The following is a 25,146-nucleotide window of genomic DNA, read 5'->3' as shown; positions in this document are numbered from 1 at the left end:
ATTGATTTGTTTATTGAAGCACATTATAATCCTGTTTCCGGAACAGCAACGAAATGATAAGTACCGGCAATACGGCCAGCGCCGTTTTTTTCCATAGCTCGTCGATGATAAGGTCAGCCGGCTGTACATTGTTGACTTCCTGCAGCAGGTTCTGAAACTGATCGGCTCCCAGTCTTTCGCTGATGTCGGTTTGTCCCCTCAGCAGCAGTTGGCGGGAATTGGCCACGTATTCCTGAAATACGGCCGGGTCAATCTGGGTCACAAAAAAGTAAATGAGCCAGCCGGTCACCATAGCCGCTATTGTATTCAGGATATAGCAGATACCCAGGGCTTCCCACAGGTGCAGGTAGCCGTTGCCGACGTACTTTCGGTAATACCAGACGGCGGCCACCATTAAGATCAGGTGGATACCAAAATCCAGCGATTTGTGGTTGCCCAGCGGAGGGATACCCACGGCATACAGCGCCAGAAAGTATAGAAACGCCAGAATGCCGGTAAGCAGTCCTGCCAGCAGCGGCACCTTTAGCAGGGGAGTGTTAAAATAGCCAATTACTCGATTCATGCCGTTGTATGATGCTGGTCCTGGTGCAGAACACCCACTACCCGACCGGTAAACGTTTGTCCCAGAAACGGGGTATTTTTCGATTTCGATACGCTGCGGGCAAACGTCCAGGTCTGGTTGGGGTCGAAAAGCGTCAGACTGGCGGCCTGCCCTTCGGCAATGCTTACCGGCGACAGCCGCAGAATCTGCCGGGGCCGAATGGCCAGTTTATCCACCAATTGCTCCAGCGACAGTCCCTGATTATACGTTAGTAGGGCAGCAAAAGCTGTTTCAAGCCCTGTAATGCCGAACTCTGCCACGTCGAACTCTACATTCTTGCACTCCTCGTCGTGCGGGTTATGGTCCGACACAACGGCGTCGATAGTACCGTCGGCGAGCCCCTGCCACAGGGCATCTACATCGGCGCGGGACCGAAATGGCGGATTGACCTTCAGGTTGGTGTCGAAGCCGGCCATCGCCGAATCGTCGAATACCAGTTGGTGCGCAGCCACATCGCAACTCACGGGCAATCTCTGCCGTTTGGCCTGCCGGATCAGCTCCACCGAGCGGGCCGACGAAAGCGTGGAGAAGTGCAGCACCGTAGTGGTGGGTGGCTCTTTCTCCAGGTACGCATATTCGAGCAGCCGCAGATCACGTTCAACCATCAGTTCTTCGGCCAGCGCGGGCATGCCTTTCATACCCAGCAACGTACTCTGCACCCCTTCGTGCATCTGCCCGAAGCGGGTGAGCATGGCCTCTTCGGGCCGGTTCATCAGCAGCCCGTTGAATGGCTGGAGGTACTGCAGTGTTTTCAGCAGCAGGTCGGGGTTTTGCAGCGGGTGCTCGCCGTCTGAGAATGCCACAGCCCCGGCATGGTGCAGGTCGATCATCTCGGTCAGGTCTTCCCCTTCGGCCCGTCTGGTCACGGCCGCAATCGGATGCACCGCCACCGGTTGTCCTTCGGCCATGCGCCGGAGGTACCCCAGCGTATCTTTGGAGTCGACCACGGGTTTGGTGTTGGGCAGCACGGCAATATCCGTAAACCCGCCGGCTGCGGCTGCCTGACATACGCTGGTGAGGTCTTCTTTATGCTCGTAGCCGGGGTCTTTGGCCGACACCCGCAGGTCAACCCAGCCGGGCGACACGTGTACATTCGGCCAATCGATAACCCGGGCCTTCTCATCGGTGGTCAATTCCTGCCCAATCCGGAGAATGATGCCGTTCTCCACAAGAATATCGCATCGCTGTCCGGTAAACGACGACTGCGGATCTATAATACGGGCAGAGCGTATAAGAAACTGCATGGAATCTTAATTTCGGTGCTGCTTAAAAAAAAAGCCCCTATCGGAGCTTCACAAAAGGACCGGTTGGGTCACTGACCCACCAGCTCTTTATAGGCTTCGGCTGATAAAAGCCCGTCTTCGCCGGCATCACCAGTCAGTTTTACCCGCACAATCCAGCCGCGGCCATACGGATCTTCGTTCACCAGTTCCGGCGAGCGCTCCACCTCCGGGTTCAGTTCCAGCACTTCACCCTCAATAGGCATAAACAGGTCAGACACCGTTTTTACGGCCTCAACCGTACCGAACACATCACCTTTGGCGATGGCCTGACCGACCGTCGTAATATCCAGAAAAACGATATCACCCAGTTCATGCTGGGCAAAATCAGTGATGCCTACTACGGCCGTACCATCGGCTTCTAATCGAATCCATTCGTGGTCCTGTGTGTATTTGAGTTCCTCAGGGAAGTTCATGCTATCCGCTCTTTCGGTTGCTGACGATTTGATGCCGCAAGTTACAAACAGTTTTTGAATTGGTTTGAAGTTTGGGGTTTGAAGTTTGAGGATGATTGGTTAACTGGTTAATTGGTTCATTAGTTGATTGGTTGAATGGGTATGGTCGGTTCCGGAAAGGCAACCATTCAACCAATGAACCAGTTAACCAATCAGCTAATTTCCAATCTTCTCCTGCTTCACAAGCGTTTTAAACTGCCTGGTATCGGCCTGGGCGTTTGCCAGTAGCTGCCGGGCCAAAGCCAGTAAGTTCTGGTTTTTGCCGTACTTCAGGTAGTTCTGGGTCATATCGATGGCGTCACGCTGGTGCTCCAGCATGATGGTGGCGTAATCTTCATCCACCCGGCCCGTCAGCTTTTTCTCCAGCATACCGTTCTGGAAGTTCAGCTTCATGGCCGCCAGTTGCTGATTCTGCGCCTGCACAAAGGCCTGGTTGGCGCGGCTCGGCCGGATTTGTTTCAGGGCATCCTCCAACTGGTTAACCTCTTTCTGCTTACGGTTGATCAGCGCGGTGGCCAGCTGCTGTAGCGAATCACTCTTTACCGTATTCACTACCTCCTGCGACAGGTCAATCTCCGCCAGGTGGTGCGTACGGACCATAAACACATAATCGAAATCGGGGTCTCCAGAGAAGCGCATGGTGTTGAGCTTATCCATCATGTGGGTAACGGATTCCATGAGTTGGTCGGCTACCACCCCCGTTTTGGCCGTGGCCATCGTTTTACCGCTCACCTTTGGCGTCGGTTTTAGTTGGGCCAGACTGGCTGAAACGCTAAACCCGGCCAGGCTCAGGCCAACCAGCCCTATGGCATACAGGCGCTTAATGTTTATTGTCATGCTCATGATAATGGGCTACCGGTTGTATGTTTCACGTGCCGGCCGGTAACACTATTTCTTTGATTGTTCTCAACGGCTTTGGTTTAGTGTGACTTACAGAAATTTGCCGCGGTAAGGACGAGCCGGCAGGCGTTCGGCAAAATTAATATCTCATTAATTCTATAGACACAATAATCTCATATCTTTGTAGAAATTTCACTGTGATTTGTGCTGGAGATGGAGCAGATTATTTACCTGGTAGACGATGATGATGACGACTGCTTTCTGGCGCAGCGGGCCATTAACCCGCACATCAACTGCGTACTGAAAATTTTCCATAACGGCCAGGAACTCATCAATTATTTAACGGCTCATCCTGCCCTGCCTTTACCCACCTTAATCCTGTTAGACCTGAACATGCCGTTGCTGAACGGGTTTGAAACGCTTGGTTTCCTGAAATCGCATCCGGTCTGGACCCAGATTCCGGTGGTGGTGCTTACCACATCCAGCGATGTTGCCGACCGTGAAAAATCGTTTGACCTGGGTGCCGAAGCGTTTCTGACCAAACCGACAAACTATCAGACACTCAGCCAGGTTTTAGCCTCAGTCAGCAGTTGCTGGCGAAAGATGTTCAGCCCATCGTAAAGCTAGTACTGATAGTTTTGCACCTCATTTTACCAGTACGTCTTCATGGAATCGTCTCCTGATGCATCATCTGCTTCTTTAGCCGGTTTAGCTACCTTTCTGGCCGGCCGACGCGATGCCCTGCTGAACAACTGGCGTACCATCTGCGAGAAAGACCCTGCGTTGCAGAATACCCCCAGCCTCAGCCGCGAAGAGTTCAACAACAAAGTGCCGTATATGCTCAATGTACTGGAGCAAACCCTCCGGCAGGAGCCACCAGAGGCCCACATTCCCCAACTGGCGGCCGAACATGGCTTACACCGGTGGCAGAAAGGCTATGCCCTGCACCAATTGCTCAGGGAACTGAAGCACCTGAACCAGGTGCTTTTAGCCGAACTCCGGCTGTTTTGGGAGTGGAACGGCCTGCCGGACCTGAACTTCATAGCAACCGCTTACGAGCAAATGGCCTGGTTTGGCAACCTGACCATCGACGGTAGCGTAGAACAGTACAGTGACCTGCAGCGCATGGCCGCCAACAGCCGGGTCGAAACCCTGCAAAAAACCCTCGACCAGCTTAATGAACTGGCCCAGGAGCGGGGCGATCTCATGCGCCAGTCGGCCCATGATCTGCGCTCCAGCTTTGGGGTGATTCAGGGAGCGGCTTTTCTGCTGAAAATGGAAGGGGACTCGGTCCAGATGCGAAGCGATATGCTGGAGATGCTGAATCGTAACCTCACGGTGGTGCGCACCATGGTTACCCAGCTGATGGACCTGGCCCGGCTGGAAGCCGGCAAAGAACCCCTCACCATTGAGTCCTTCAATGTGTCGGAACTGCTGCATTCGCTGGTCGATAGTGTCCGGCCCTTAGCGCAGGAGCGCCACCTGCTGCTGAAAGCCGATGGTCCGGACGAAGTATTTATTCACAGTGATGCCGTCCATCTCCTGCGCATTCTGCAAAACCTGTTGCTGAATGCCTTTAAGCACACCCAAAAGGGGATGGTGTCGGTCTCCTGGAGCCGGGAGAATGATTACCGCTGCATCATTAGTGTGCAGGATACCGGCTCTGGCTTACCCAACACAGGTGCCGGCACGTACTCCCAGGTGCTAAGCCCATCCCCCGAAACCCCGAGTGTCTACGGAGCCGGGCTCCCTCCCACCTCCTCGCAGGAGAATCAAGCCCTGAACGCACCCCACGATTATGCCAACAAGGGTGAGGGTATCGGTCTGTCCATTGTCAAACGGCTGTGTGAACTGCTGAAAGCCAGCCTTGAAATTGAGAGTACCCCACAGGCGGGCACCCTATTCCGTATCCGGATACCAATCCACTGGCCGGCTTAGGTGTCGTACGTAAGTAGCTCCAAATTTGACTAAACCCATCACAGCCCCAAGCCTGATTGGGAGTTGACTTTGCATAACACGGCCTTGTTTGGCAGAAATAGTGAACTGCATCGCTCCTTTCCACGACCCTTGCAAGGGTTGACTCCGGATAACCCCGTCCGCAGGGCGGAGCTGAGGACAGTTGCACCCTCACCACAACCCTGAAGGGGTTGACTCCGGATAGCCCCGTCCGTAGGGCGGGGGACAACGGGCGGTGGCGCTTCTGCCGGCAACCCTGAAAGGGTTGACTTTGCCATATCCTGGCCCCAATGCGTTGTAGAAATGTGTGGACAAAACGGGCAGGCCCTCCTCTGCAAATCGGACCTATCCAAAGTCAACCCTTTCAGGGTTGTGGTGGAGGGGCCACCGTCTTTGGCCCCGCTCTACAGAGCGGGGTTATCCAAAGTCAACCCTTTCAGGGTTACGGAAGGGTATTTATCGCCCTGTCGGGGCTGAGGACAGTTGCACCCTCACCACAACCCTGAAGGGGTTGACTCCGGATAGCCCTGTCCGTAGGGCGGGGGACAACGGGCGGTGGCGCTTCTGCCGGCAACCCTGAAAGGGTTGACTTTGCCACATCCTGGCCCCAATGCGTTGTAGAAATGTGTGGACAAAACGGGCAGGCCCTCCTCTGCAAATCGGACCTATCCAAAGTCAACCCTTTCAGGGTTGTGGTGGAGGGGCCACCGTCTTTGGCCCCGCTCTACAGAGCGGGGTTATCCAAAGTCAACCCTTTCAGGGTTACGGAAGGGCACTTATCGCCCTGTCGGAGCCCGACCCGAAGGTCGGAGTTATCTGGAGTCAAGCCTTTCAGGCTTGGGTATTGGATTAAGGATAGTCACGCCGTGATTGGGTGTCTTATGTAATGTCCGTGTATCAGGTCCCTGGCCAAATCCCTGTCAAGTATTATCGGAACAGATACTCTTCCTCGTACGCTATGCCGAATTCGTCCAGCAGGGCTTTGTACTCGTCGGCAAAGGATACCTGCTGGTGATGCACCTTTTGGTTTTTAATGTAGTTGATGACCGCGTCACGTTCCCGAACCGAATAAGTAAACGCACCGTATCCGTCCGCCCATCCCTCGAAAGCGGGGAACAGGCCGCTCTCTTTCATCCACAATGAACTACCTACTTTGATGTCTTTCACCAGATCTGCCAGGGCCACGGTGGGGTGTAAATCGCAGAGGATGTGAATATGGTCTTCGACCCCGTTGATGCGAAACAGTTTACACTTTTTGTTTTTGATAACGCCCCAGATGTAGTTGTACAGGTCGGCACAATGGGTTTCGTTAATCGTGGGTTTTCGGTGCCTGGTGCCGAAAACGATTTGGTAAAGAATCTGGCGGTAGCTCATGACGGTAAGCTACGCATCGGGAAGAACATAATCAACCTGCCTGGCTTGAGGAACTCTCTATACCTAACTCCGAACCTATAAGTTGGTACCCGCAGGACCATATCCCTCACCTTCCCCCCAAGCCTGAAAGGCTTGACAGCGAATAAGCCGACCCGCAGGTCAGAGACCAGAAGAGCAATAAGTACCATCCCACAACCCTGCAAGGGTTGACTCCGGATAACCCCGCTCCACCGAGCGGGGCCGAGGACGGTTGCACCCTTACCACAACCCTGAAGGGGTTGACTCTGCATAGCCCCTATTCGCAGCGGGGTAGATGCCTTGCACGTCTTGTCCACACCTTTATGCAACGCAAAGGGTCTGTGGTGGCGAAGTCAACCCTTTCAGGGTTGTGGTGAGGGTGCAACCGTGCTCAGCCCCGCCCTACGGACGGGGTTATTCACAGTCAAGCCTTTCAGGCTTGGGGCAGGCGTACAACCTTTTAGCTCCGACTTATGAGCCGGGTTATTAAAAGTCAATTCTTTCAGGATTGGGGAGGAGCATAGCCCGTGTCGGCTCTACCCTGCGGTCTGAGGCAGTAAGGGACAGGTCTCTCTTTTCTAACCCTAAAAGGTGACTATCGATAACCTCGACCAGCAGGTTGGAACCGAAAGGACTATCAGTACCCTCCTGCAACCCTGCAAGGGTTGACTGTGAATAACCCCGTCCGCAGGGCGGGGCTGAGCACGGTTGCACCCTCACCACAACCCTGAAAGGGTTGACTCCGGATAACCCCGTCCGCAGGGCGGGGTACAACGGGCGGTATCGCTTCCGCCTGCAACCCTGCAAGGGTTGACTTTGCCACATCCTGGCCCCAATCACGATAACCGTTTGCCTGGCCATAATCAGTTATGCTGCAATAGAAAACGCTGCGCAGGCAATCCAGCCATTTCAGCTAATACCCTAACCCAACGCAACAGATACTGTTTTTTACCAGAATTAACTACTGCATAGCCAGAGAAATGTTTTGCAAATACCGGATTTATGCGAATGAACTGAGTATTTTTTTAACGGCCGTAAATGTTTAGATTTACGTTTTTTCTTTTACTCCGTTATATACCCTTTTAATGATAGCGTCAAAATTGATAGAGCCGGTAATGCCTACCGGCTCTATCAATTTTGACGCCGGCACTACTCAGACATGAGCTCAACAGAACAACCGGCCGACGGTCAGCCGACAGCCAAATCAGTACCTGTGGTGGCGATTGGCGCATCGGCCGGGGGGTTCGAAGCCTTTTCCGAGCTGTTGAGGTCCCTGCCGCCCGATACGGGCCTGGCCTACGTGTATATACAACACCTGGACCCGACTTACGATAGCCGGCTCGCCACGCTGTTGGGTAAAGAAACCAGGATGCCCGTGGCCGAGGCTCAGCACCTGATGCGAGTCGAGCCGAACCATGTCTACGTTATTCCGCCCAATACCAACATGGAAATTGTGGATAGTGTGCTCACGCTGCAACCGCGTCAGTTGCATCCGACGATCCACATGCCCATCGACGAATTTTTTGTCTCGCTCTCCGAACGGCAGAAAGCAGGCGCTATCGGCGTTTTGCTTTCCGGCATGAATGCCGACGGCATTCTGGGCCTGAGGGCCATCAAGGCCGTTGGCGGTCTTACGTTTGTGCAGGACGAAACGGCCAAATACCGGTTTATGCCCCAGGCGGCCATTGTTGAGGGCGTGGCCGATCTGGTGCTATCGCCGGCGGAAATTGCCCGGGAACTGGGGCAGTTAAGCAGCAAAATGGACCTGTTTCAGTTAATGACCGAGGCTGAAGAAGCCGATATTCCGGTCACGCAGGAAGAAGAACTGAAATCCATTATTCAGCTCCTGCGAAAAGTTACCGGTGCCGACTTCAGCCAGTACAAAATGACCACCGTTCGTCGGCGCATTATCCGGCGCATGCTGCTCTTCAAGTTCGAATCGCTCAGTGAATACGCCCAGCACCTCCGGCAGCAACCCGAAGAAGCCGAACTCCTCTACGGCGATCTGCTCATCAACGTAACCAGCTTTTTCCGGGATCCCGAAACCATGGATTACGTGCAGAAGATAGTGCTGCCCCAGATCCTGAAAACCAAAAAAGAAGGCGACCCGATTCGGATCTGGGTGCCGGCCTGCTCTACCGGCCAGGAGGCCTACTCGCTGGCCATGATGTTTCTGGAGCTATTTGGCGACAAAGCCATAACGGTACCGATTCAAATCTTCGCCACCGACATCAGCGAGTCTGCCATTATCAAAGCCCGTCAGGGGGCCTATACCCGCAGCGAAGTCATGGAAGTATCCCCCAGGCGGCTGCAGCGGTTCTTTACCAAAGTAGACGACCAGTACCGGATCAACAAAGCCGTGCGCGACCTCTGCGTCTTTGCGCCCCATAACCTGTTTAAAGATCCGCCGTTCTCCCGGCTCGACCTGGTCAGTTGCCGTAACCTGCTGATCTACCTGGACAATTCGCTCCAGAAAAGGGCTATCAGCGCCTTTCACTACGCCCTTAATTCCAACGGTTTTCTCCTGCTGGGCAAGTCCGAATCAGTCAGTTCGGCTACCCAACTCTTCTCTCAACTGGAGAAACCCTATAAGGTGTTTTCCCGCCGGAGCGATGCCACCAGCCACGCTTCTTTCGACATGAGCCCCCGCCTGCGGGAAGCATACGCGGACAATGACGGTAGAGTACAGGCGGTCCGGCCCAGAAAGACGCCCGCGGTAGCACCACAGGCCGTTGATCTGGAACAGATGGTCGATAACCTGCTGCTCCGCCAGTACATACCACCCAGCGTACTGGTCAATCAGGACATGGATATTCTCCAGTTTCGCGGCTCTACCGGCCTGTATCTGGCGCATACGGCGGGCAAAGCCACCCTGAACCTGCTGAAGATGGTCCGTCCTGAGCTGGTATTCGATCTGCGCAGTACCATTCTGAAAGCCCGGAAGGCCGGGCAACCGGTCCGGAAGACCGGACTGAAATTTGAGGTTAAAGGCAAACCATACCACGTAGCCATCGAAGCCGTTCCCATCCGCACCGATACCGAAGACCAGCTTTACCTGATTATTTTTGAGGAAGACTTTCCGGTAATAGCCCCGGAATCAAGATCGCTGTCGGCCCGAAATCAGCGTATCAAAGAACTGGAAGAACAACTGGCGAGCCTCCGCGAAGATATGCGCTCGGTGATTGAAGAGCACGAGGTCAGCAATGAAGAGCTGCAATCGGCCAACGAAGAGATCATCAGCAGCAACGAAGAGCTGCAGAGCATGAACGAGGAACTCGAAACCTCCAAAGAAGAGGAAGAGATCGAGTCGACCAACGAGGAGCTGATGACGATCAATCAGGAGTTGCAGCTCCGTAACGACCAGTTGTCGGAGGCCTATCAGTTCTCGGAGGCTATCTTCACCACCATTCGGGAGGCTACGCTGATCCTCGATAAAGACCTGCGGGTGCTGAACGCCAACAAAGCGTTTCACGAAAAGTTCCGGACCGAGGAGAGCGAAATTGAAGGCCGGCTGATCTACGAAATCGGCAACCGTCGGTGGGATATCCCGCAGTTGCGGCAGTTGCTGGCTAATATCCTGTCGCAGGCGGCAGACTATCAGCAGTATGAGGTCACGCACACCTTCCCCGCCATCGGCGAGAAAGTGCTGATGTTCAGCGCCAGCCGGGTAAGCCGGCAAACCCGGCAGGACGCCATTCTGCTGGCGATTGAAGACCTGACCGATCACCGGCGGGCGCAGCAACTGCTGGAAGAGCGCGAAATATGGTTTCATACCATTGCCGACAATGCCCCATTTCCGACGTGGGTGTCTGGTCCCGACGGCCGGTACACCTTTGTGAACCAGGCCTGGCTCACGTTTACCGGAAGCACCCTGGCCGATGAGATCAGTTATGGCTGGGCCCGCAATATTCATCCCGATGACCGGGAAAGCTACCTGACCAGCTACCATAGCAGTCTGAGAGACCGAAAGCCGTTCAGTGCCGAGTACCGGCTGAAACGGCACGACGACACCTACCACTGGATGCTGGAAAACGCCAAGCCCATGTTTTTCCCCGACGGCACCTTTAACGGCTATATCGGTACCTGCGCCGATGTTCACCTGCAAAAAGAGCTGAATACCGAACTGGACCGGCGGGTGCAGCAGCGAACGCAGGAACTGGATGAGGCTAACCAGAGCCTGGAACATACCAATCTGGATCTGACCCGGACCGCCAACAGCCTTCAGGCGGTGCTGGACAGCTCACCGGCGGCTATTGCCTACCTGAAAGCACTCTACAATGAGCAACACGACATTACCGATTTTCAACTGGCATTCTGTAACGAAAAGTTTGCTCAGGTCAATCAGAAGCCGATGGAGGATATACTCGGCGGCAAGCTCTCCGAGGAATACCCAGCCCTGTACACCAGTGACACGTTTGAGCAGTTCCGGCATGTTACCCGAACCGGCGTGCCGCTTTACCTGGAGTTTCCGTACCAAAATCAGGACAAGGCATCCTGGCTGGCGGTGACCATCATCAGGCACGATGAAGGCATTATTCTGACGGGTCTCGACGTTACGGCCCTCAAGGAGTACCAGCACCAGTTGGAGGACCGTAACCAGGCGTTGCAGCGCTCGAACCAGACGCTGGAACAATACGCCTACGCAGCGGCGCATGACCTGCAGGAGCCGCTGCGTAAAATCCAGACCCTGGCCGACCTGCTACAAACCCAGCTTTCCGCCGATCTGGCCGATCCGGACGCTAAGCTGATCGGGCGCATTCATACCGCAGCCAACCGGATGCAGGCTCTGATCAAAGACCTGCTGACGTACTCGCGGCTTTCTGCGGAAAAGCCCGAACAGAAAAAGATCAACCTGAACAGTCTGCTGGCGGAGGTAACCGACGATTTCTTTACCCTGATCGAAGAGCGCAGGGTAACCCTTCACCGGGAAGATCTGCCGGAAATCAGGGGCAGTGCCTCGCAGTGGCGGCTGGTTTTTCGCCACCTGCTCGACAATGCGCTGAAGTTTTACCGATCGGGGGTTGCGCCGGAGGTAACCATCCGCAGCCGCACGGCACCGGGCTGGGCGTTTGAGACAGTAGCGGGGCTACATCCGGACACAGCGTATGCCGAGATTATGGTTCAGGACAACGGCCTGGGTTTTGATCCGCAATATACCGACCGGATCTTCGATCCTTTCAAGCGGCTGCATCCGGCGGGGCAGTATCCCGGCACCGGTATCGGGCTGGCCCTCTGCAAGCGTATTATCGAGAACCATGATGGCGCAATCACGGCCGTGAGCCGGCCGGGCGAGGGGACAACGTTTCTGATTTACGTACCGGTGAAAGCTGCAAGAAAGAATGCCTGATCAGGTACCGATTACCACGAAAACCAGTCTGAAAGCAACCATTTATCGGGAAAAGTGGTTACCTTTACCAATATTCCAAAATTTAACCCGGTTTCTTTTCCGCCTACTTTTGGTAAAGCCGACGGATAGCCGCTTAATCCCGTCGATATGGCGAACCCACAAGATCTTTTCATTATTGTAGTAGATGATGATGAAGATGATTTATTGATTCTGACCGAAACCTTTAAAAAGACTTTTCCAGATTGCCAGATTGAAACTTTTTCCAGCGGATCCGGGCTACTCACTGCTGTTGGTGCTATCAATCGTCCCCCGCAATTAATTATCCTAGACTGGATGATGCCCGGACTGAACGGCATAGAGCTACTCATTGAAATTCGCCGGGCGGTGCAGTTCGCCAGCGTGCCCATCATTTTACTGTCTGCGGTTATAGAGCCGGAGATTCAATTACAAATGGCCACGTATGGTGGTAACGGCTATTTTGTAAAGCCTGCTACCTTTAGTGAGTGGCAAACGCTGGTTAATGAGCTTACGGCTCAATATGAGTTGCACTAATCCTGCCGGGGAAAGAGAAGTTGGATACCCTGCTGAGCGCGTTCAAGCTGGGAACCAATCTGGAGAACAGGCTGAATTAACCTAACAGGAACCAAACGGGCAATTGGCCACTGCATGATGTCTACTGAACTATTTACGATTCCTTTGTTTTTCGGACTCAATGAAGTCGATCTTCCGGTCGGCTCAGAACTGGTAGCCATTCATATCAGTCAGAACGACGTAGAAGCCCAGTTTAAAGGCCTTGCAACGGAACCGCTGCAGCAGCGACGCTTCTATGTAGCGCTGGGCGACGAAAAGATTCCGTCCGACATTGGGGTTTTCCGGCATCTTAAATCCATACAGCTTCAGGACAAAGGTTATACGGCCGAGGTGTTTGAAGTCTATCAATGACCACGCAACCCAAAATTCCGGAAATAAAAAAATAATTGTATCTTGTCTGGCAATACCAGGCTTAGGCGCCGACACCGGCAAATTCTTTTCATGCATAATACGATTCATTCTGTTTTTGTTGCCACCGGCTGTTACATTCCAACCACTCAGGTTACCAACCACGCGTTTGCAGATCATTGCTTTTTTGACAAAGACGGGGCCCTGATTACGCAGGACAAGACTACCCTGGTCCGAAAATTTCAGGAAATTACCGGCATTGCCGAGCGCCGGTATGCCAAGCCCGCCCAGAAAGCATCGGAATTGGGGTTTCTGGCTGCCCACCAGGCCCTGGAAAGTTCCGGCATCGATCCCGAATCTCTTGACTATATCATTGTTGCCCATAACTTTGGAGATGTCACCCACGGCAGTAACCGGGTCGATATGGTGCCCTCCCTGGCGTCGCGCATCAAAGCCCGGCTCCAGATTACCAATCCGGATTGCGTAGCTTACGATATGATTTTCGGCTGCCCCGGCTGGGTGGAGGGGCTCATTCAGGCCGATTATTACATCCGCTCCGGCGATGCCAGACGCTGTATGGTGATCGGTACCGAAACCTTATCCCGCATTGTAGACCCGCACGACCGCGATTCGATGCTGTTCAGTGACGGAAGCGGGGCAGTTATCCTCGAAGCGTCTGACCAAGGTTCGGGTGGTATTCTGGCTCACCATACCCAGACTCACGCCCACGAGTATGTTGAACTGCTCCGGATGGATCACTCGTTTGCCCCCCACGCAGCCGGAAACGGAAATCTGTTTATGAAAATGAACGGGCGGAAGTTGTACGAGTTTGCGCTTAACTACGTTCCGCTGGTGATAAAAACGGCTTTACAAAAGGCAAAGACTCCGCTCACCGACATCCGGAAAGTGCTGATTCATCAGGCCAACGAAAAGATGGATGTGGCAATTTTGCAGCGATTGTTTAAATTGCATGGCCAGACTGTACCATCTGCCGACCTGATGCCGATGACCATTTCGTGGCTTGGTAATAGTTCGGTCGCCACCATTCCTACCTTACTGGATCTGATCCGGAAAGGGGAATTGGCGGATCACGAAATTAAGCCCGGCGATAAGGTTGTGATTGCTTCGGTAGGTGCCGGCATGAATATTAATGCCATCATTTATCAGTTCTGAACACGCCAACATTTGCTTTGTGTTTCAATCCATGTTACATTTATAAAAAATACAAGTATGCCAACAGGAACAGTTAAGTTTTTCAATGAAAGTAAGGGCTTTGGTTTTATCACACCATCCGATTCAGGGCCCGATGTGTTTGTCCATGTATCAGGACTGAAGAGCAATGTCATCTTACGAGAAAATGATAAAGTCCAGTATGATGTTGAGCAGGGCAAGAAAGGGCTCAATGCCGTTAATGTAGAGGTTGTTCGGTAGTCTATACCTTATACAATTACTACATGACAACGGTAGAAACATGCTTCAGGGCATGTTTTTTGTTTTACGGCAGCATTGACGAGGGAGACGCTCCTCTGAACTTAATCCGTCAAAAAAACCTTACTAAATAAGGTATCTGTACGCGGTCGCGTATATCAACCAACCTTTAAAGCACATATGGCTAAATCGCAGGAAACATTCAACAAAAAAGAAAAAGAAAAAAAACGCCTTAAAAAGCAGCAGGACAAAAAAGACAAGAAAGAAGAGCGCAAGGCCAATGCCGGAAAAGGTAAAGACCTCGACGACATGCTCGCTTACGTTGATGAAAACGGCAACATCACGTCTACGCCCCCTGATCCGAATAAAAAGCGAACCATTAATTCCGAAGACATCCAGATTGGCGTTGCCCGCCAGGAGGATATTGATCCGGCCAGCCTGATCCGGACCGGCACCGTTACGTTCTTCAACGAAGCGAAGGGGTATGGCTTCATCAAAGACCTAAAGTCGCAGGATAGTGTCTTTGTCCATGTAAATGCGCTAAAAACCCAAATCAAACAAGGCGATAAAGTTTCCTTTGATGTGGAAATGACCCCCAAAGGACCCAGTGCCATCGGTGTAGAGCTTGTCCAGTAAAAGCGCTGCGCACCAGGTTCATCACGACCGTCTGCCATACTAACTCTACTCACACGCTGTACAAATACAATTAAATGCAGCGTGTGGCGTTAGTAGAGTAGGTTTTGCCCCTCTCACCAAACTACCGCTGATTTAACCCATCAGGCCAGTCTATTACGGCGACTCCTCTCGTGTAGCTCTGCTTTATTCGTTATCTCCAATCCTCACCGGTTGCAGAGCTTATAAAAATGCGCTTTTGCGAACAAACAACATGTACCGACGCCGGGCAGAGCCGGGCGTTCAAACTCTTTTTTGCATTTAACCCATTGACCTAGTATGGCAAAAGCGCCTATCAAGTTTCTGAACAAAGACAAATCGGATTTTTTTCCGGTCCTGAAAAAAAGGGTTGACCTGTATTTTAAAGAGAAGGCGATCAGCCGGTTTGGTACCTCAACCATGATTTATAAGAGCCTGGTCATGCTCTCCCTGTTTATTGTTCCCTACCTGTTGATTCTGTCCGGCTGGTTTCCGGTGTGGATCATGCTCCTGCTGGCTATTTTCATGGGTGTAGGTACGGCCGGTGTGGGTATGGCAGTGATGCACGATGCCGGTCATGGCTCCTTATCGGCCGTACCTCGGATCAATAACCTGCTTAGCGCGTCGCTCTACCTGCTGGGAGGAAATGTGTATAACTGGAAGGTACAGCATAATACGCTGCACCATACCTATACGAATATTCACGAGGTAGACGAAGACATTACCGGCAAGTTTTTACTCCGCTTCTCGTACAGCGAACAGATTAAGCCGTACCACCGCTTTCAGCATATCTATGCGTTTTTCCTGTATGGGCTCATGACGATTTCCTTCTTCGGTAAAGATTTCCGGCAGGTGTTCAAATTCCGGAATCATGCGGTGGCCAAACCGTTCTCAACCCAGGATATTGTAATTCTGATCACTACCAAGGTACTGTATGGCATCCTGATCTGTGCATTGCCCTTGCTGCTTACCGATCTTACGGTTGGGCAGTGGCTGATTGGCTTTCTGGCTATGCATTTTACCTCCGGCCTGATCCTGAGTACCATTTTCCAATTGGCGCATGTTGTAGAGGGCGTTGAACACCCGGCGTTCGACGAGCAGGGTAATGTAGAGAATGCCTGGGCCATTCACCAGCTTTATTCCACCGCCAACTTCACCTGCAGCCGGCCGATGTCGTGGTTTATTGGTGGTCTGGATTTCCAGATCGAGCATCATTTATTTCCGTCTGTCTGCCATATTCACTACCGGCAGCTATCCCGGATCGTACAGGCTACAGCCGAGGACTTTGGTATACCGTACAATAACAAAACGTCGTTTGCGGCAGCCATTCGCTCCCACATTGAGATGTTAAAAAGCCTGGGCCATGTTCAGGAAAACAGTTCGGCTTTAGCATACGCCGATCAGCACTAAGCATTAAACTCTATACGTAAACCAGTAAATTACCCTATATCATTTTCTATTTAATGGTCTTTTAACCGGTAAAACTCGTCGTATATTGCTACCGGTTCAAAATAATTGTACACAAACAAAACAATTATCTACAAAACCTCTATAATATAAATAGTAAGAAGGTGAACGTGTAGAAGGGATGTGCTTATGAACGCTTACGAAACAGCTTCGGCTTTTAATTATCTATTCCAGCCGGGCGATATCTTATTGGTTCAGGATGCTTTTGGCGGTAAATTTTTGGATACTTTAACCCGTCCGGCGCGGGTGCTGGGCGAAGAGCCTTATATTGAACTTCAGTCGCACCGGTATATGGTCAATGTCTCCAATGTTGTCGGTAAGTTTGAGAACGACACTGGCCTGGGGAGGATTTCTTAAGGCCTTCTCCATTGATGCACCACGGGCACGCCGGAGTTGATAGCCGTAATGATGCGCTCAGGAGTATGCAACCGGTATGACCGGCGGGCATCGCCTATAACGCTGAAACCGGTTTGGTCGGGGCCTATCGCCGTAAAGCCTCCCCGTCCGTCTCCTTTAAGCAACAGCCCCCGGGACGCATCCTGCCGCCCCATATTGGCTTCGTTGCCGAAGAAGTTGCCGGTTACCAGGGCATCCGGATGGCCGTCATGGTCAAAATCCTCCACTAAAAAGCCGAAGACAGGAGCCTGCTGAGCCGGTATGGGCAGCGGCCGGAGTTTGAACTGACCTCCGCCCAGGTTTTCGGCATAACAGCTTCGTAGCTCGGTTACGTCGCCCCGGAAGGCATCCTGTAGTTCCTCTGCCGGGAACAGTTGGTCGAAGTTTGCGTTGGCGTAATCGGCATAATGCTGGTACTTGCGCCGGAACTGGATAATCTGCTGGTTCAGGGTCTCGCGTGGTAAGGCCGGATAGCGGGTACCGTTGATGAAGTAGCCCATAATGGGGTCAAACTGCCCATCCTGGTTAAAGTCCTTGCCGTATACGCGAATAGGCTCCTGCTCCGATGCCCGGTACAAAGTGTTTAACCCTTCATTGCCCAGCAGCAGGTCCAGGTCGCCGTCATGGTCAAAGTCTCCGGCGGCCAGGCAGTTCCACCAACCCGGATGAGTTTCTGCGGGGCCGCCCGGCGGTTTACGGTCTACACGTTGCAGTTTACCTCGGTTGTTTTTCAAAACAGTTGGGGCCATCCATTCGCCAACGAGGATAAGGTCATTATAACCGTCGCGGTCAACATCAAGGGGTAGCGCGTCGCAAACCATGCCGATGGTAGTCAGACCGGGGGCAACTTCGGCCGTTACGTCGGTGAAACGCAGGACGTTCGGTGCAGGATACAAAGCAGTTGATGCGGTAAATTTTACCTCCTGCTTTGCCCCTTGCGGCCTGCTCTCATTCCGGAGCAGATAACTGCGGGCGGGCAGCGGGTATTGGCCGGGTATCTGACGACCGGCGATGAGAATGTCCAGATCACCGTCTCGGTCGTAGTCGATGGCCCGGACGCACTGGCTGCTGACGGCGAGTTGGGGCAGCGCAGCGGTTGGTTCAAAGCGGCCGCGGCCATCGTTCAGATAAAGAATAGGCTGGTAAGCTTCCGTAACCTGGAGCGGCCGTTCGTTACCCCCGCCCACCACCAGCAGGTCGTTATCGCCGTCATTATCGGCGTCAAAGAGCAGAATATCGCCGACCTCCATGGGTGTATTCGGCATCCAGTCGGCACGGGTGAACTGCCCGTTGGCTTTGCCGAAGAACAAGGCACCGGCACTACCCCGGTACGATGCCCCTACGGCAACGTCATCAATTTTGTCTCCGTTGAGATCCCCTACAGCCATTGCCACACCCTGACGGGACAGCATCTTGTGCAGGGCGGGCGTTGTTTTAAAATCGACAAAATCCGATTCCTGATGGGCATAGTCGATCACATCCGGTAGCCGGCTAAACAACAAATTCGGTTTTTCGGCCGAACGCCGGGGGGGCGGTCCGGCATCGGCAGCGCGGAACACCAGCTTCTGATTGGCCTCAACCCGGTAGCGCATTTCGGTAAGGCCACCCGGCCAGACTACCCGCACCGAATCGGCCACCGGCGCGGTCCCTAACCCCACCACCAACTCCTGACCGACCGACGACAGGTAGCCGCGCACCGGATACTGCTCAAAAACCTGCTGTTTTCCGCCCCCCGCCCACACGGTCAGCGTAGCGCCGATTCCCGCCCGATTGGTGGCAGACCCGTCTAACATCACCGACAAAAAGCCGTTTTTCTGCCGCTCCCGGCTATTGTTGCGAAACAGCGACGCTTCTTCGTCAACATTATTGATAATCAGGTCCAGATCACCATCCTGATCGAGGTCGGCGTAGGCGGCTCCGTTGGCGTACGAAAGCTCATCGAGTCCCCAGGCGGCCGACACATCCTCAAAGGTCAGGTCGGAGCGGTTGCGGAAGGCATAATTGCGAAGTTTGATTTCAGGCACCTTCTCCAGCAGTTTCTTACGAACCTGCTCCCTGGCCTGGTCGGTGCCGAATAGGCCGAACTCTTCTGAAAAACTGATGAAGTCTTTATCGGTAACATTTTTACGATAACCGTTGGTGATGAACATATCTTTCTGCCCATCCTGGTCAAAATCTGCCAGTAAGGTCGCCCAGCTCCAGTCCGTCTGCGCCACCCCGGCCAGTAAACCAAGATCGCTGAAATAGGGCGTGGGGCAGGGGGCGTGGAGCAGGGGGAGCATGGTAGGATTATTTACCCCACGCCCCTTGCCCCACGCCCCTTGCCCCACGCCCGTGTTGATTTGCAGCATATTCCGCATGTACTGAAGCTGGTAGCCGTACTGCGGTTGCCGGCTGAGTTCTTTTTTATCATAATCCTGACCGCTCAGCATCATTTTTTGCCGGGCGTTGTCGAGCGGTAGCATGTCGAGCTGCATTAGGTCGATGCGACCGTCGTTGTTGATATCGGCGGCATCGATACCCATTCCGTACAGGCTTGTATGCGCCAGCGATGCACGGGTGGTATTGCTGAATGAGCCGTCGCCGTTGTTGAGGTACAGTATATCGCTGCTGATAAAGTCATTGGAGCAATACAGATCCGGATAGCCGTCCTGATTCACATCCGACACCACCAGCCCCAGCCCTAATCCTTCATAGCGAATACCCGCTTCCCTGGAAACGTCAACGAAAAGCGGCTGATGTCGGGACTGACCTTCCTCCTTTTCTCCTTTACTTCTCTCCACTGTCATATTCCGGTACAACCGATCGGTAGACGGATAAGTACCATCGTTGGTGGCCGGGCGCAGGTAGTTGGGATTTTGCAGATCGGGGGCGGTGTTGAGCAGGAATACATCCAGGTCGCCGTCCAGGTCGTAATCGAAGAAAGCGGCCTGCGTTGTAAACCCATCGAAGTCGAGGCCATACAGGGCCGCTTCTTCGTTGAAGGTAGGCGAAGCCGTGCGTTGATTGATGAAGAGTAAATTGCGGCTCTGCGGCATGATTTTGTGAGCCGCTACACTTACGTAAATATCATCCCAGCCATCCTGGTTAATATCGACCACCGACACGCCGGTACACCAGCGGTTGGTACGCACGCCGGCGGATTCGGTTACATCAACAAACTTGAAATTCGATGTTCCGGCGGGTGGCCGGCCAGACTGGGTCTGATTGATGTACAACCGGCAGCTTTCCTGGTTGCCGGTGAAAAACAGATCGGGCTTACCGTCCCGGTTAAAATCACCGACGCCAACCCCACCTCCATTATAAAAATTGGTAAAAGTAAAAGCATTCAGTGAGTCGGTATCCTTCAGGTTGTTGGCAAACCGTATGCCCGAATCACGCCCTTCGACTTTTTCGAACAAGGGTTTAGGCCCGATCCGGCAACCAATCAGTCCACCTCCTACCAGCAGCGCCAGCCATAAACCCAAGCGCATCCGTTTACCTCTTCTCATCAGCAATAATAATGAAAACTCCCTTCCCATAGAACGAGGGAAGGGAGCCTGTTTGTGTTGAACGCTAACCGTCAAACCTCAAACTTCACTTAATACCCCGGATTTTGATCTTTCTGGTCTAACGACGGGCTGTTATCGATTTCCGACTGCGGAATCGGCAGAAACTCGTGCTTATTGGCCTGGAAGTATGAGATCGGCTCAGCTTTCAGCTTTTTGTTCTTCCGCCAGCGCACAATATCGAAGTTGCGGACCTGCTCACCTGCCAGCTCAACCATACGCTCGTGGACAATGGCGTCGAATACCTGGTCTTTATTACCAACCGGAAAGCGGGCGGTCGGATACGGCGGCATGTCTACTGATTTGCGGGCGCGTACCTGATTTATCAGTTTGATGGCTTCGGCTGAGTTGCCCAATTCGTTTTCGCATTCGGCCAGCATCAGCAGCACATCGCCATAGCGCATGATCCGCTGGTTAATACCGCTTTGCTGGTTGGCCGCATTGGATTTGTACATCAGGGAGTACTTCCGCCAGCTTACTTTCAGCGTTTTACCGTTCACCACCGATGTATTGCCCTGCACCATATCATCGGTGAGCAACGTAGCCCCGTTATTGAACATATCACCAACCGACCAGTACGAGAACGCGTAACGTGGGTCATCTTTTGCGTCGCCTTTCACCTTCATCTCATACTCGTTCAGTATTTTGTTGGACGGAATGAGGTTACGCCACGCGATGGCAGCGTACTCCTGCGACCGAACCGTTTCTTCCTGCACGGCCGTACCATCGCTGTCGCCCCCCCAGTTGTAAGCTCCGCCCGAAGGGATAAACACCACCTCGAGAATAGATTCTGCGTTGAACTCACCTTCTTCGTTGGTCAGGTCCGTGTAATTATCCACCAGTTTATACAAGCCGGAGTTAACCACTTTCAGCAGTTCTGTTTTGGCGCTGGCGTAGTCGCCCAACTGCAGGTAAATACGGGCCAGCAGGGTCTGCGCAGCGGCTTTGGTAGCCCGCCCCAGGTTACGGGCATCGTACGAAGCAGCCAAACCGGTTTCGGCCGCCTTCAGATCGGCAATGGCAAAATCATACACTTCCTTTTGGGTCGAGCGCTTCAGCGAACCATTTACCGACTTCACAAATTCCTTATACAGCGGTACGCCCCCAAAAAAGGTAGCCAGTTCGTAATACGCCCAGGCCCGCAGAAAGCGGGCTTCGCCCAGCAGCCGGTTCCGGGCAGCATCCGAAATATTTTTTACCGACGGCCCTTTTTCCAGCACCACGTTGGCTCGGTGAATAGTCCGGTACCAGCCCCGCCAGATACTGCCGACCAGCCCGTTATTGGGGTCATGTACCCCAATGAGCAGTTGGTTACGGGGGGTTTCTAACTGCCCACCGCCCGAGGCCACCTCGTCACCACGCAGGTCGTGGGTAAAAAACCACTCCCGCGACACCAGGCTGTTCGACTGCACCAGGGCATAGATGGAGTTAACACCCGCCGTCAGCTCGGCTTCATTGTTAAAGTAAGTATCAAAAGTTACCCCGTTGGGGTTTACTTTATTAAGGGCATCCTCGTTGCAACTGATAGCCAGCCCAATCAGGAATATACTACAGAGAATTGTCTTTTTCATATTTGGTTAAAAGCTTAGGTTTATACCGGCCATGATTGTGCGTGCCTGCGGGTATTGTGCATAATCGATACCGTTGGTGAGCAGACCGTAGTTCCGCGAAGCCACCTCCGGATCGAAGCCGGTGTATTTGGTGAGTGTCAGCAGGTTTTGGCTCGATACATAGACGCGGGTCCGGCTAACTACGTTACCGGTCAGCTTGCCGATGGCAGTCGCCGGAATGGTGTAGCCGATGCTGAAGTTTTTCAGGCGCAGGTAGGAACCGTCTTCGAGAAACCGGTCAGACGTGCGGGTGTTCTGATTCGGGTCACCACTAACGGCCCTCGGCACATTGGTGTCTGTATTCTGGGGTGTCCAGGCCCGCAGCACATCGGTACTCGCGTTGAACAACCGCAGCATACCCTGACCAATCACCTTGGTGCCATTGTAAATTTTGTTACCCTGTACGCCCTGGAAGAACAACGTAAAGTCGAAGTTCTTGTAATTACCACTCCAGTTGAGACCATAGCTGAACTTCGGAATAAAGCTACCGAGGAAGGTCCGGTCACTGGCGTCGATTTTGCCGTCGCCGTTCAGGTCCCGGAAGCGGATATCGCCCGGTGATGTTTTGTCGTTCTGGTAGAAGCCGCTCGGGCCGGCCTTGGCGTTATACTGCTGTATTTCTTCTCTGCTCTGGAAGATTCCGTCTACCATCCAGCCAAAGAACGATTGAATCGGGTAACCGGCCTGCGTCCGCGTAATGTCGGACCCGCCAAAATCGGCATTTGAGCCGGCGTTAATGGTTGCATTCGGGGTTGCCAGGCTCAGCACCTTGTTCCGGGTCATGTCAAACATACCGGTCAGGTTCCAGGTAAAGTTTTTACCCGAATGGTTGTAGCCGGTCGACAGTTCGAAGCCCCGGTTCCGCATACTGCCTACGTTGGCCAGCGGACTCACCGAGTAACCCATCGATTCCGGCAGAGGCACACTCAGCAGCAGGCCGTCGGTCTGGCGGTTATACACCTCAGCGGATACCGTAATTTTGTTGTTCAGCAGCGAGGCATCGAGACCGATGTTCGACATGGTAGTGACCTCCCAGCTCAGGTTACTGTTACCCAGGCGGTTGAAGAACGATCCCTGTTGGGTTTGGTTACCGAATGGATAAATGGTGGCGTTCGCCTGAATCAGCGGCTGCCAGTCGTAGTCGCCAATGGCGTTATAACCTGTCTGACCGTAGCTACCCCGGAGCTTCAGTTCGGAGATGGCCCGGACGTTTTTCATGAAGCTCTCTTCGCTGATTCGCCAGCCGGCCGAAACTGCCGGGAACGTTCCCCATTTACGACCGGGAGCAAACTTTGAGGAGCCATCGCGCCGGATAGACCCACTCAGCAGGTAACGCCCCCCAAATTCGTAGTTCAGACGACCTACGTAGGAGATTAGCGAGTTCTCGTTCAGCGAGCTGCTACCGTTCGGGTTTGACACGCCCTGAATGACCCGAATATTATTATCGGGGCGCTGACCGCTGGCACTGATGTTCCGCGAGGTGCTGTTCTGCTGCTCGGCAACGGCCGTTGCGTTGACGTAGTGCTTGCCGAACGTTTTCTCAAAGGTCAACTGATTGGTCAGCACGGTTGAGAAATACTCACTGCGGTTTTCGTTCACCCCGGCAATCAGACGGCTCCGGTTACCGTCGTTATAAATCGGGTCAAAGCCATTATAACGTGAATAGGCAAAGTCACCGCCGAAGTTGAAGCGGTAGCGGAGGAAATCGGTGAAGCGTACTTCGGCAAATATGGTACCCAGCAATTTAACCCCGCGATCGGTCTTAAACTGCATCTCCTGCTCGGCAATCCGCAGCGGGTTTTCGGGGTCGGTCGCGTCCAGACCCTGAGCCGTTGTGCTGAAGCCCCCGATCTTTGTCGGGTCACGTACCGGCCAGTACGGAATCATGCGCATTGTGTTCATGACCAGGCTCCGGCCTCCGCCGTCGCGCTCCAGCCGCCGGAAGTCTGTAGCCGCCAGCAACGTTTGGCCGATGGTGAGGAATTTGCTGATTTTGTGGTCGGAGTTGATCCGGAAGCTCTGCCGGTTGTAATTGGTAAACGGCATGATACCATCCTGCTTGAAGTAGCCGACCGAGGTATAAACCCGCGATACAGCGTTACCGCCCGAAATAGAGATCTGGTTGTCGGTAATGGGAGCCGCCCGGAACATCACATCCTGCCAGTCGGTATCAGTCTGGGCAAACGTTTGCGTAGCGCCGTCGTAGATTGGTGTATTCAGGTTGTTGAAGCGGCCCGGCACCGGCTGCCCCGAAGCGGTCAGCAACGCCGTTCCGTACCGGATGTATTGGTCGCGGTTTAGCAAATCCAATTTACGCCAGGCCGACTGAGAGCCGTAGTAAGCGTCGACATTGACGGTTAATTTGCCATTGGTAGCTCCTTTTTTAGTCGTAATCAGGATAACCCCGTTGGCCGCCCGCGACCCGTAGATGGCCGCAGCGCTGGCATCTTTCAACACCTCCAGCGATTCAATATCCTTGGGGTCCAGGTTGTTCAGACCACCCGACGGTACACCGTCAATCACGTAAAGCGGGTTCGGGTTCAGGCTGATGGAGCCGACGCCCCGAATCCGGACGACCGGCTCACTTCCGGGACTGCTGTTATTAGTGACCGACACCCCCGGCACCCGGCCCTGTAGTGCCTGCGTCGGGCTGATAACCGGCAACGCCCGCAGGTCTTTGGGGGCTACCGACGATACGGCACCCGTCAGTGACGATTTCTTCTGGGTACCGTAACCCACAACTACCACTTCACTCAGCGACTGCTCATCGGCGGTCAGCTGAACACTGAGGGTAGAACGACCACCCACGGCTATTTCCTGCCGGACGTAACCAATGTAACTGAACACCAGCGTAGCCTGCCGGCCCACGGTCAGGCTATACTTGCCGTCTTTGTCGGTAGATGTTCCGTGGCTGGTACCCTTCTCCACCACGTTTACGCCCGGCAGCCCCTGGCCGGCCTCATTGGTAACCGTACCGGATACAGTCTGCTGAGCCAATACTGTTCCCGAAAGGCTTACGAAAGCGAGGAACAAAAAGCGTTGAAGGAGGGTTCTTAGCGGCACAAAGCTAGCGTGCCGCATGGGTATACGTTGTTTCATTAGATAAAGGTTTAGTAAAATAAAGGTATTTAACAGAGAAACTTTTGCAAGAAACCTGTTAACGACAAATCTACTTAGCTTAGCAGAAAAAGCAAGCGTATATGCTTAAAAATAAAGAGTAGCAAGCTGTTAGCCCC

Annotated in this window: 18 protein-coding genes; 10 read left to right on the top strand and 8 right to left on the bottom strand. The window is 53.4% G+C overall.

What is annotated here, in order from left to right; all coding sequences use genetic code 11:
• Positions 1–10: 10 nt before the first annotated feature.
• The 4 genes from ABD931_RS09260 to ABD931_RS09245 form a co-directional block, all read right to left on the bottom strand.
• Positions 11–562, bottom strand: coding sequence for a DUF4199 domain-containing protein (locus ABD931_RS09260; RefSeq protein WP_345266260.1), 552 nt, complete (start codon positions 560–562; stop codon positions 11–13).
• Positions 559–1,845 carry a dihydroorotase gene (locus ABD931_RS09255; protein WP_345266258.1) on the bottom strand — a complete coding sequence of 429 codons (1,287 nt, stop codon included), beginning with the start codon at positions 1,843–1,845 and terminating at the stop codon, positions 559–561. The genes ABD931_RS09260 and ABD931_RS09255 overlap by 4 nt, the downstream gene beginning before the upstream one ends.
• Before the next feature lie 68 nt (positions 1,846–1,913).
• Entirely contained in the window at positions 1,914–2,297 is a 384-nt protein-coding gene (gene gcvH, locus ABD931_RS09250; RefSeq protein ID WP_345266256.1) for a glycine cleavage system protein GcvH, read from the bottom strand.
• A gap of 195 nt (positions 2,298–2,492) precedes the next feature.
• Positions 2,493–3,179, bottom strand: a complete 687-nt coding sequence (locus ABD931_RS09245; RefSeq protein ID WP_345266254.1) for a DUF305 domain-containing protein — start codon at positions 3,177–3,179, stop codon at positions 2,493–2,495.
• Positions 3,180–3,389: 210 nt separating this feature from the next.
• On the opposite strand from ABD931_RS09245, the gene ABD931_RS09240 reads away from it, so the two are divergent.
• Positions 3,390–3,797 (top strand): response regulator, encoded by a 408-nt coding sequence (locus tag ABD931_RS09240; protein ID WP_345266252.1) that lies wholly within the window; start codon positions 3,390–3,392, stop codon positions 3,795–3,797.
• 45 nt (positions 3,798–3,842) lie between these two features.
• Positions 3,843–5,114: a sensor histidine kinase gene (locus ABD931_RS09235; protein WP_345266250.1), complete on the top strand. Its 1,272-nt coding sequence runs from the start codon at positions 3,843–3,845 to the stop codon at positions 5,112–5,114.
• A gap of 945 nt (positions 5,115–6,059) precedes the next feature.
• Here the strand turns inward: ABD931_RS09235 and tnpA are convergent.
• Entirely contained in the window at positions 6,060–6,506 is a 447-nt protein-coding gene (tnpA, locus tag ABD931_RS09230) for an IS200/IS605 family transposase (RefSeq protein ID WP_345266248.1), read from the bottom strand.
• Positions 6,507–7,683: 1,177 nt separating this feature from the next.
• Between tnpA and ABD931_RS09225 the strand changes: the two genes are divergently transcribed.
• The 8 genes from ABD931_RS09225 (at position 7,684) to ABD931_RS09190 (ending at position 16,713) form a co-directional block, all read left to right on the top strand.
• Positions 7,684–11,871, top strand: coding sequence for a CheR family methyltransferase (locus tag ABD931_RS09225; RefSeq protein ID WP_345266246.1), 4,188 nt, complete (start codon positions 7,684–7,686; stop codon positions 11,869–11,871).
• Between the two features lie 147 nt (positions 11,872–12,018).
• On the top strand, positions 12,019–12,423 hold the full coding sequence (locus ABD931_RS09220) for a response regulator (RefSeq protein WP_345266244.1): 405 nt from the start codon (positions 12,019–12,021) through the stop codon (positions 12,421–12,423).
• 114 nt (positions 12,424–12,537) lie between these two features.
• Positions 12,538–12,813 carry a hypothetical protein gene (locus tag ABD931_RS09215; protein ID WP_345266242.1) on the top strand — a complete coding sequence of 92 codons (276 nt, stop codon included), beginning with the start codon at positions 12,538–12,540 and terminating at the stop codon, positions 12,811–12,813.
• A 90-nt stretch (positions 12,814–12,903) separates the two neighbouring features.
• Positions 12,904–13,983, top strand: a complete 1,080-nt coding sequence (locus tag ABD931_RS09210) for a 3-oxoacyl-ACP synthase III family protein (RefSeq protein ID WP_345266240.1) — start codon at positions 12,904–12,906, stop codon at positions 13,981–13,983.
• Between the two features lie 57 nt (positions 13,984–14,040).
• A complete protein-coding gene (locus ABD931_RS09205; protein ID WP_345266238.1) occupies positions 14,041–14,241 on the top strand; it encodes a cold-shock protein in 201 nt (66 codons plus the stop codon).
• 177 nt (positions 14,242–14,418) lie between these two features.
• Positions 14,419–14,874: a cold-shock protein gene (locus tag ABD931_RS09200; protein WP_345266236.1), complete on the top strand. Its 456-nt coding sequence runs from the start codon at positions 14,419–14,421 to the stop codon at positions 14,872–14,874.
• A gap of 315 nt (positions 14,875–15,189) precedes the next feature.
• Complete coding sequence (locus ABD931_RS09195) at positions 15,190–16,299, top strand: fatty acid desaturase family protein (RefSeq protein ID WP_345266234.1); 1,110 nt, start codon at positions 15,190–15,192, stop codon at positions 16,297–16,299.
• A 186-nt stretch (positions 16,300–16,485) separates the two neighbouring features.
• Positions 16,486–16,713, top strand: a complete 228-nt coding sequence (locus ABD931_RS09190) for a hypothetical protein (protein WP_345266232.1) — start codon at positions 16,486–16,488, stop codon at positions 16,711–16,713.
• On the opposite strand, the gene ABD931_RS09185 is transcribed toward ABD931_RS09190, so the two are convergent.
• The 3 genes from ABD931_RS09185 to ABD931_RS09175 all read right to left on the bottom strand — a co-directional run bounded on the left by ABD931_RS09185 (position 16,710) and on the right by ABD931_RS09175 (position 25,009).
• Positions 16,710–20,243: a VCBS repeat-containing protein gene (locus tag ABD931_RS09185; protein ID WP_345266230.1), complete on the bottom strand. Its 3,534-nt coding sequence runs from the start codon at positions 20,241–20,243 to the stop codon at positions 16,710–16,712. The two genes, ABD931_RS09190 and ABD931_RS09185, sit on opposite strands and share 4 nt — an antisense overlap.
• 89 nt (positions 20,244–20,332) lie before the next feature.
• A complete protein-coding gene (locus tag ABD931_RS09180; RefSeq protein ID WP_345266228.1) occupies positions 20,333–21,871 on the bottom strand; it encodes a RagB/SusD family nutrient uptake outer membrane protein in 1,539 nt (512 codons plus the stop codon).
• Positions 21,872–21,877: 6 nt separating this feature from the next.
• On the bottom strand, positions 21,878–25,009 hold the full coding sequence (locus tag ABD931_RS09175) for a SusC/RagA family TonB-linked outer membrane protein (protein WP_345266226.1): 3,132 nt from the start codon (positions 25,007–25,009) through the stop codon (positions 21,878–21,880).
• Between the last annotated feature and the right edge of the window lie 137 nt (positions 25,010–25,146).

The sequence above is a fragment of the Nibrella viscosa genome (genome assembly GCF_039541875.1).
Classification (GTDB): domain Bacteria; phylum Bacteroidota; class Bacteroidia; order Cytophagales; family Spirosomataceae; genus Nibrella; species Nibrella viscosa.
Note: the sequence above shows the minus strand (reverse complement) of the source record. Positions and strands in the feature narration are given on the sequence as shown.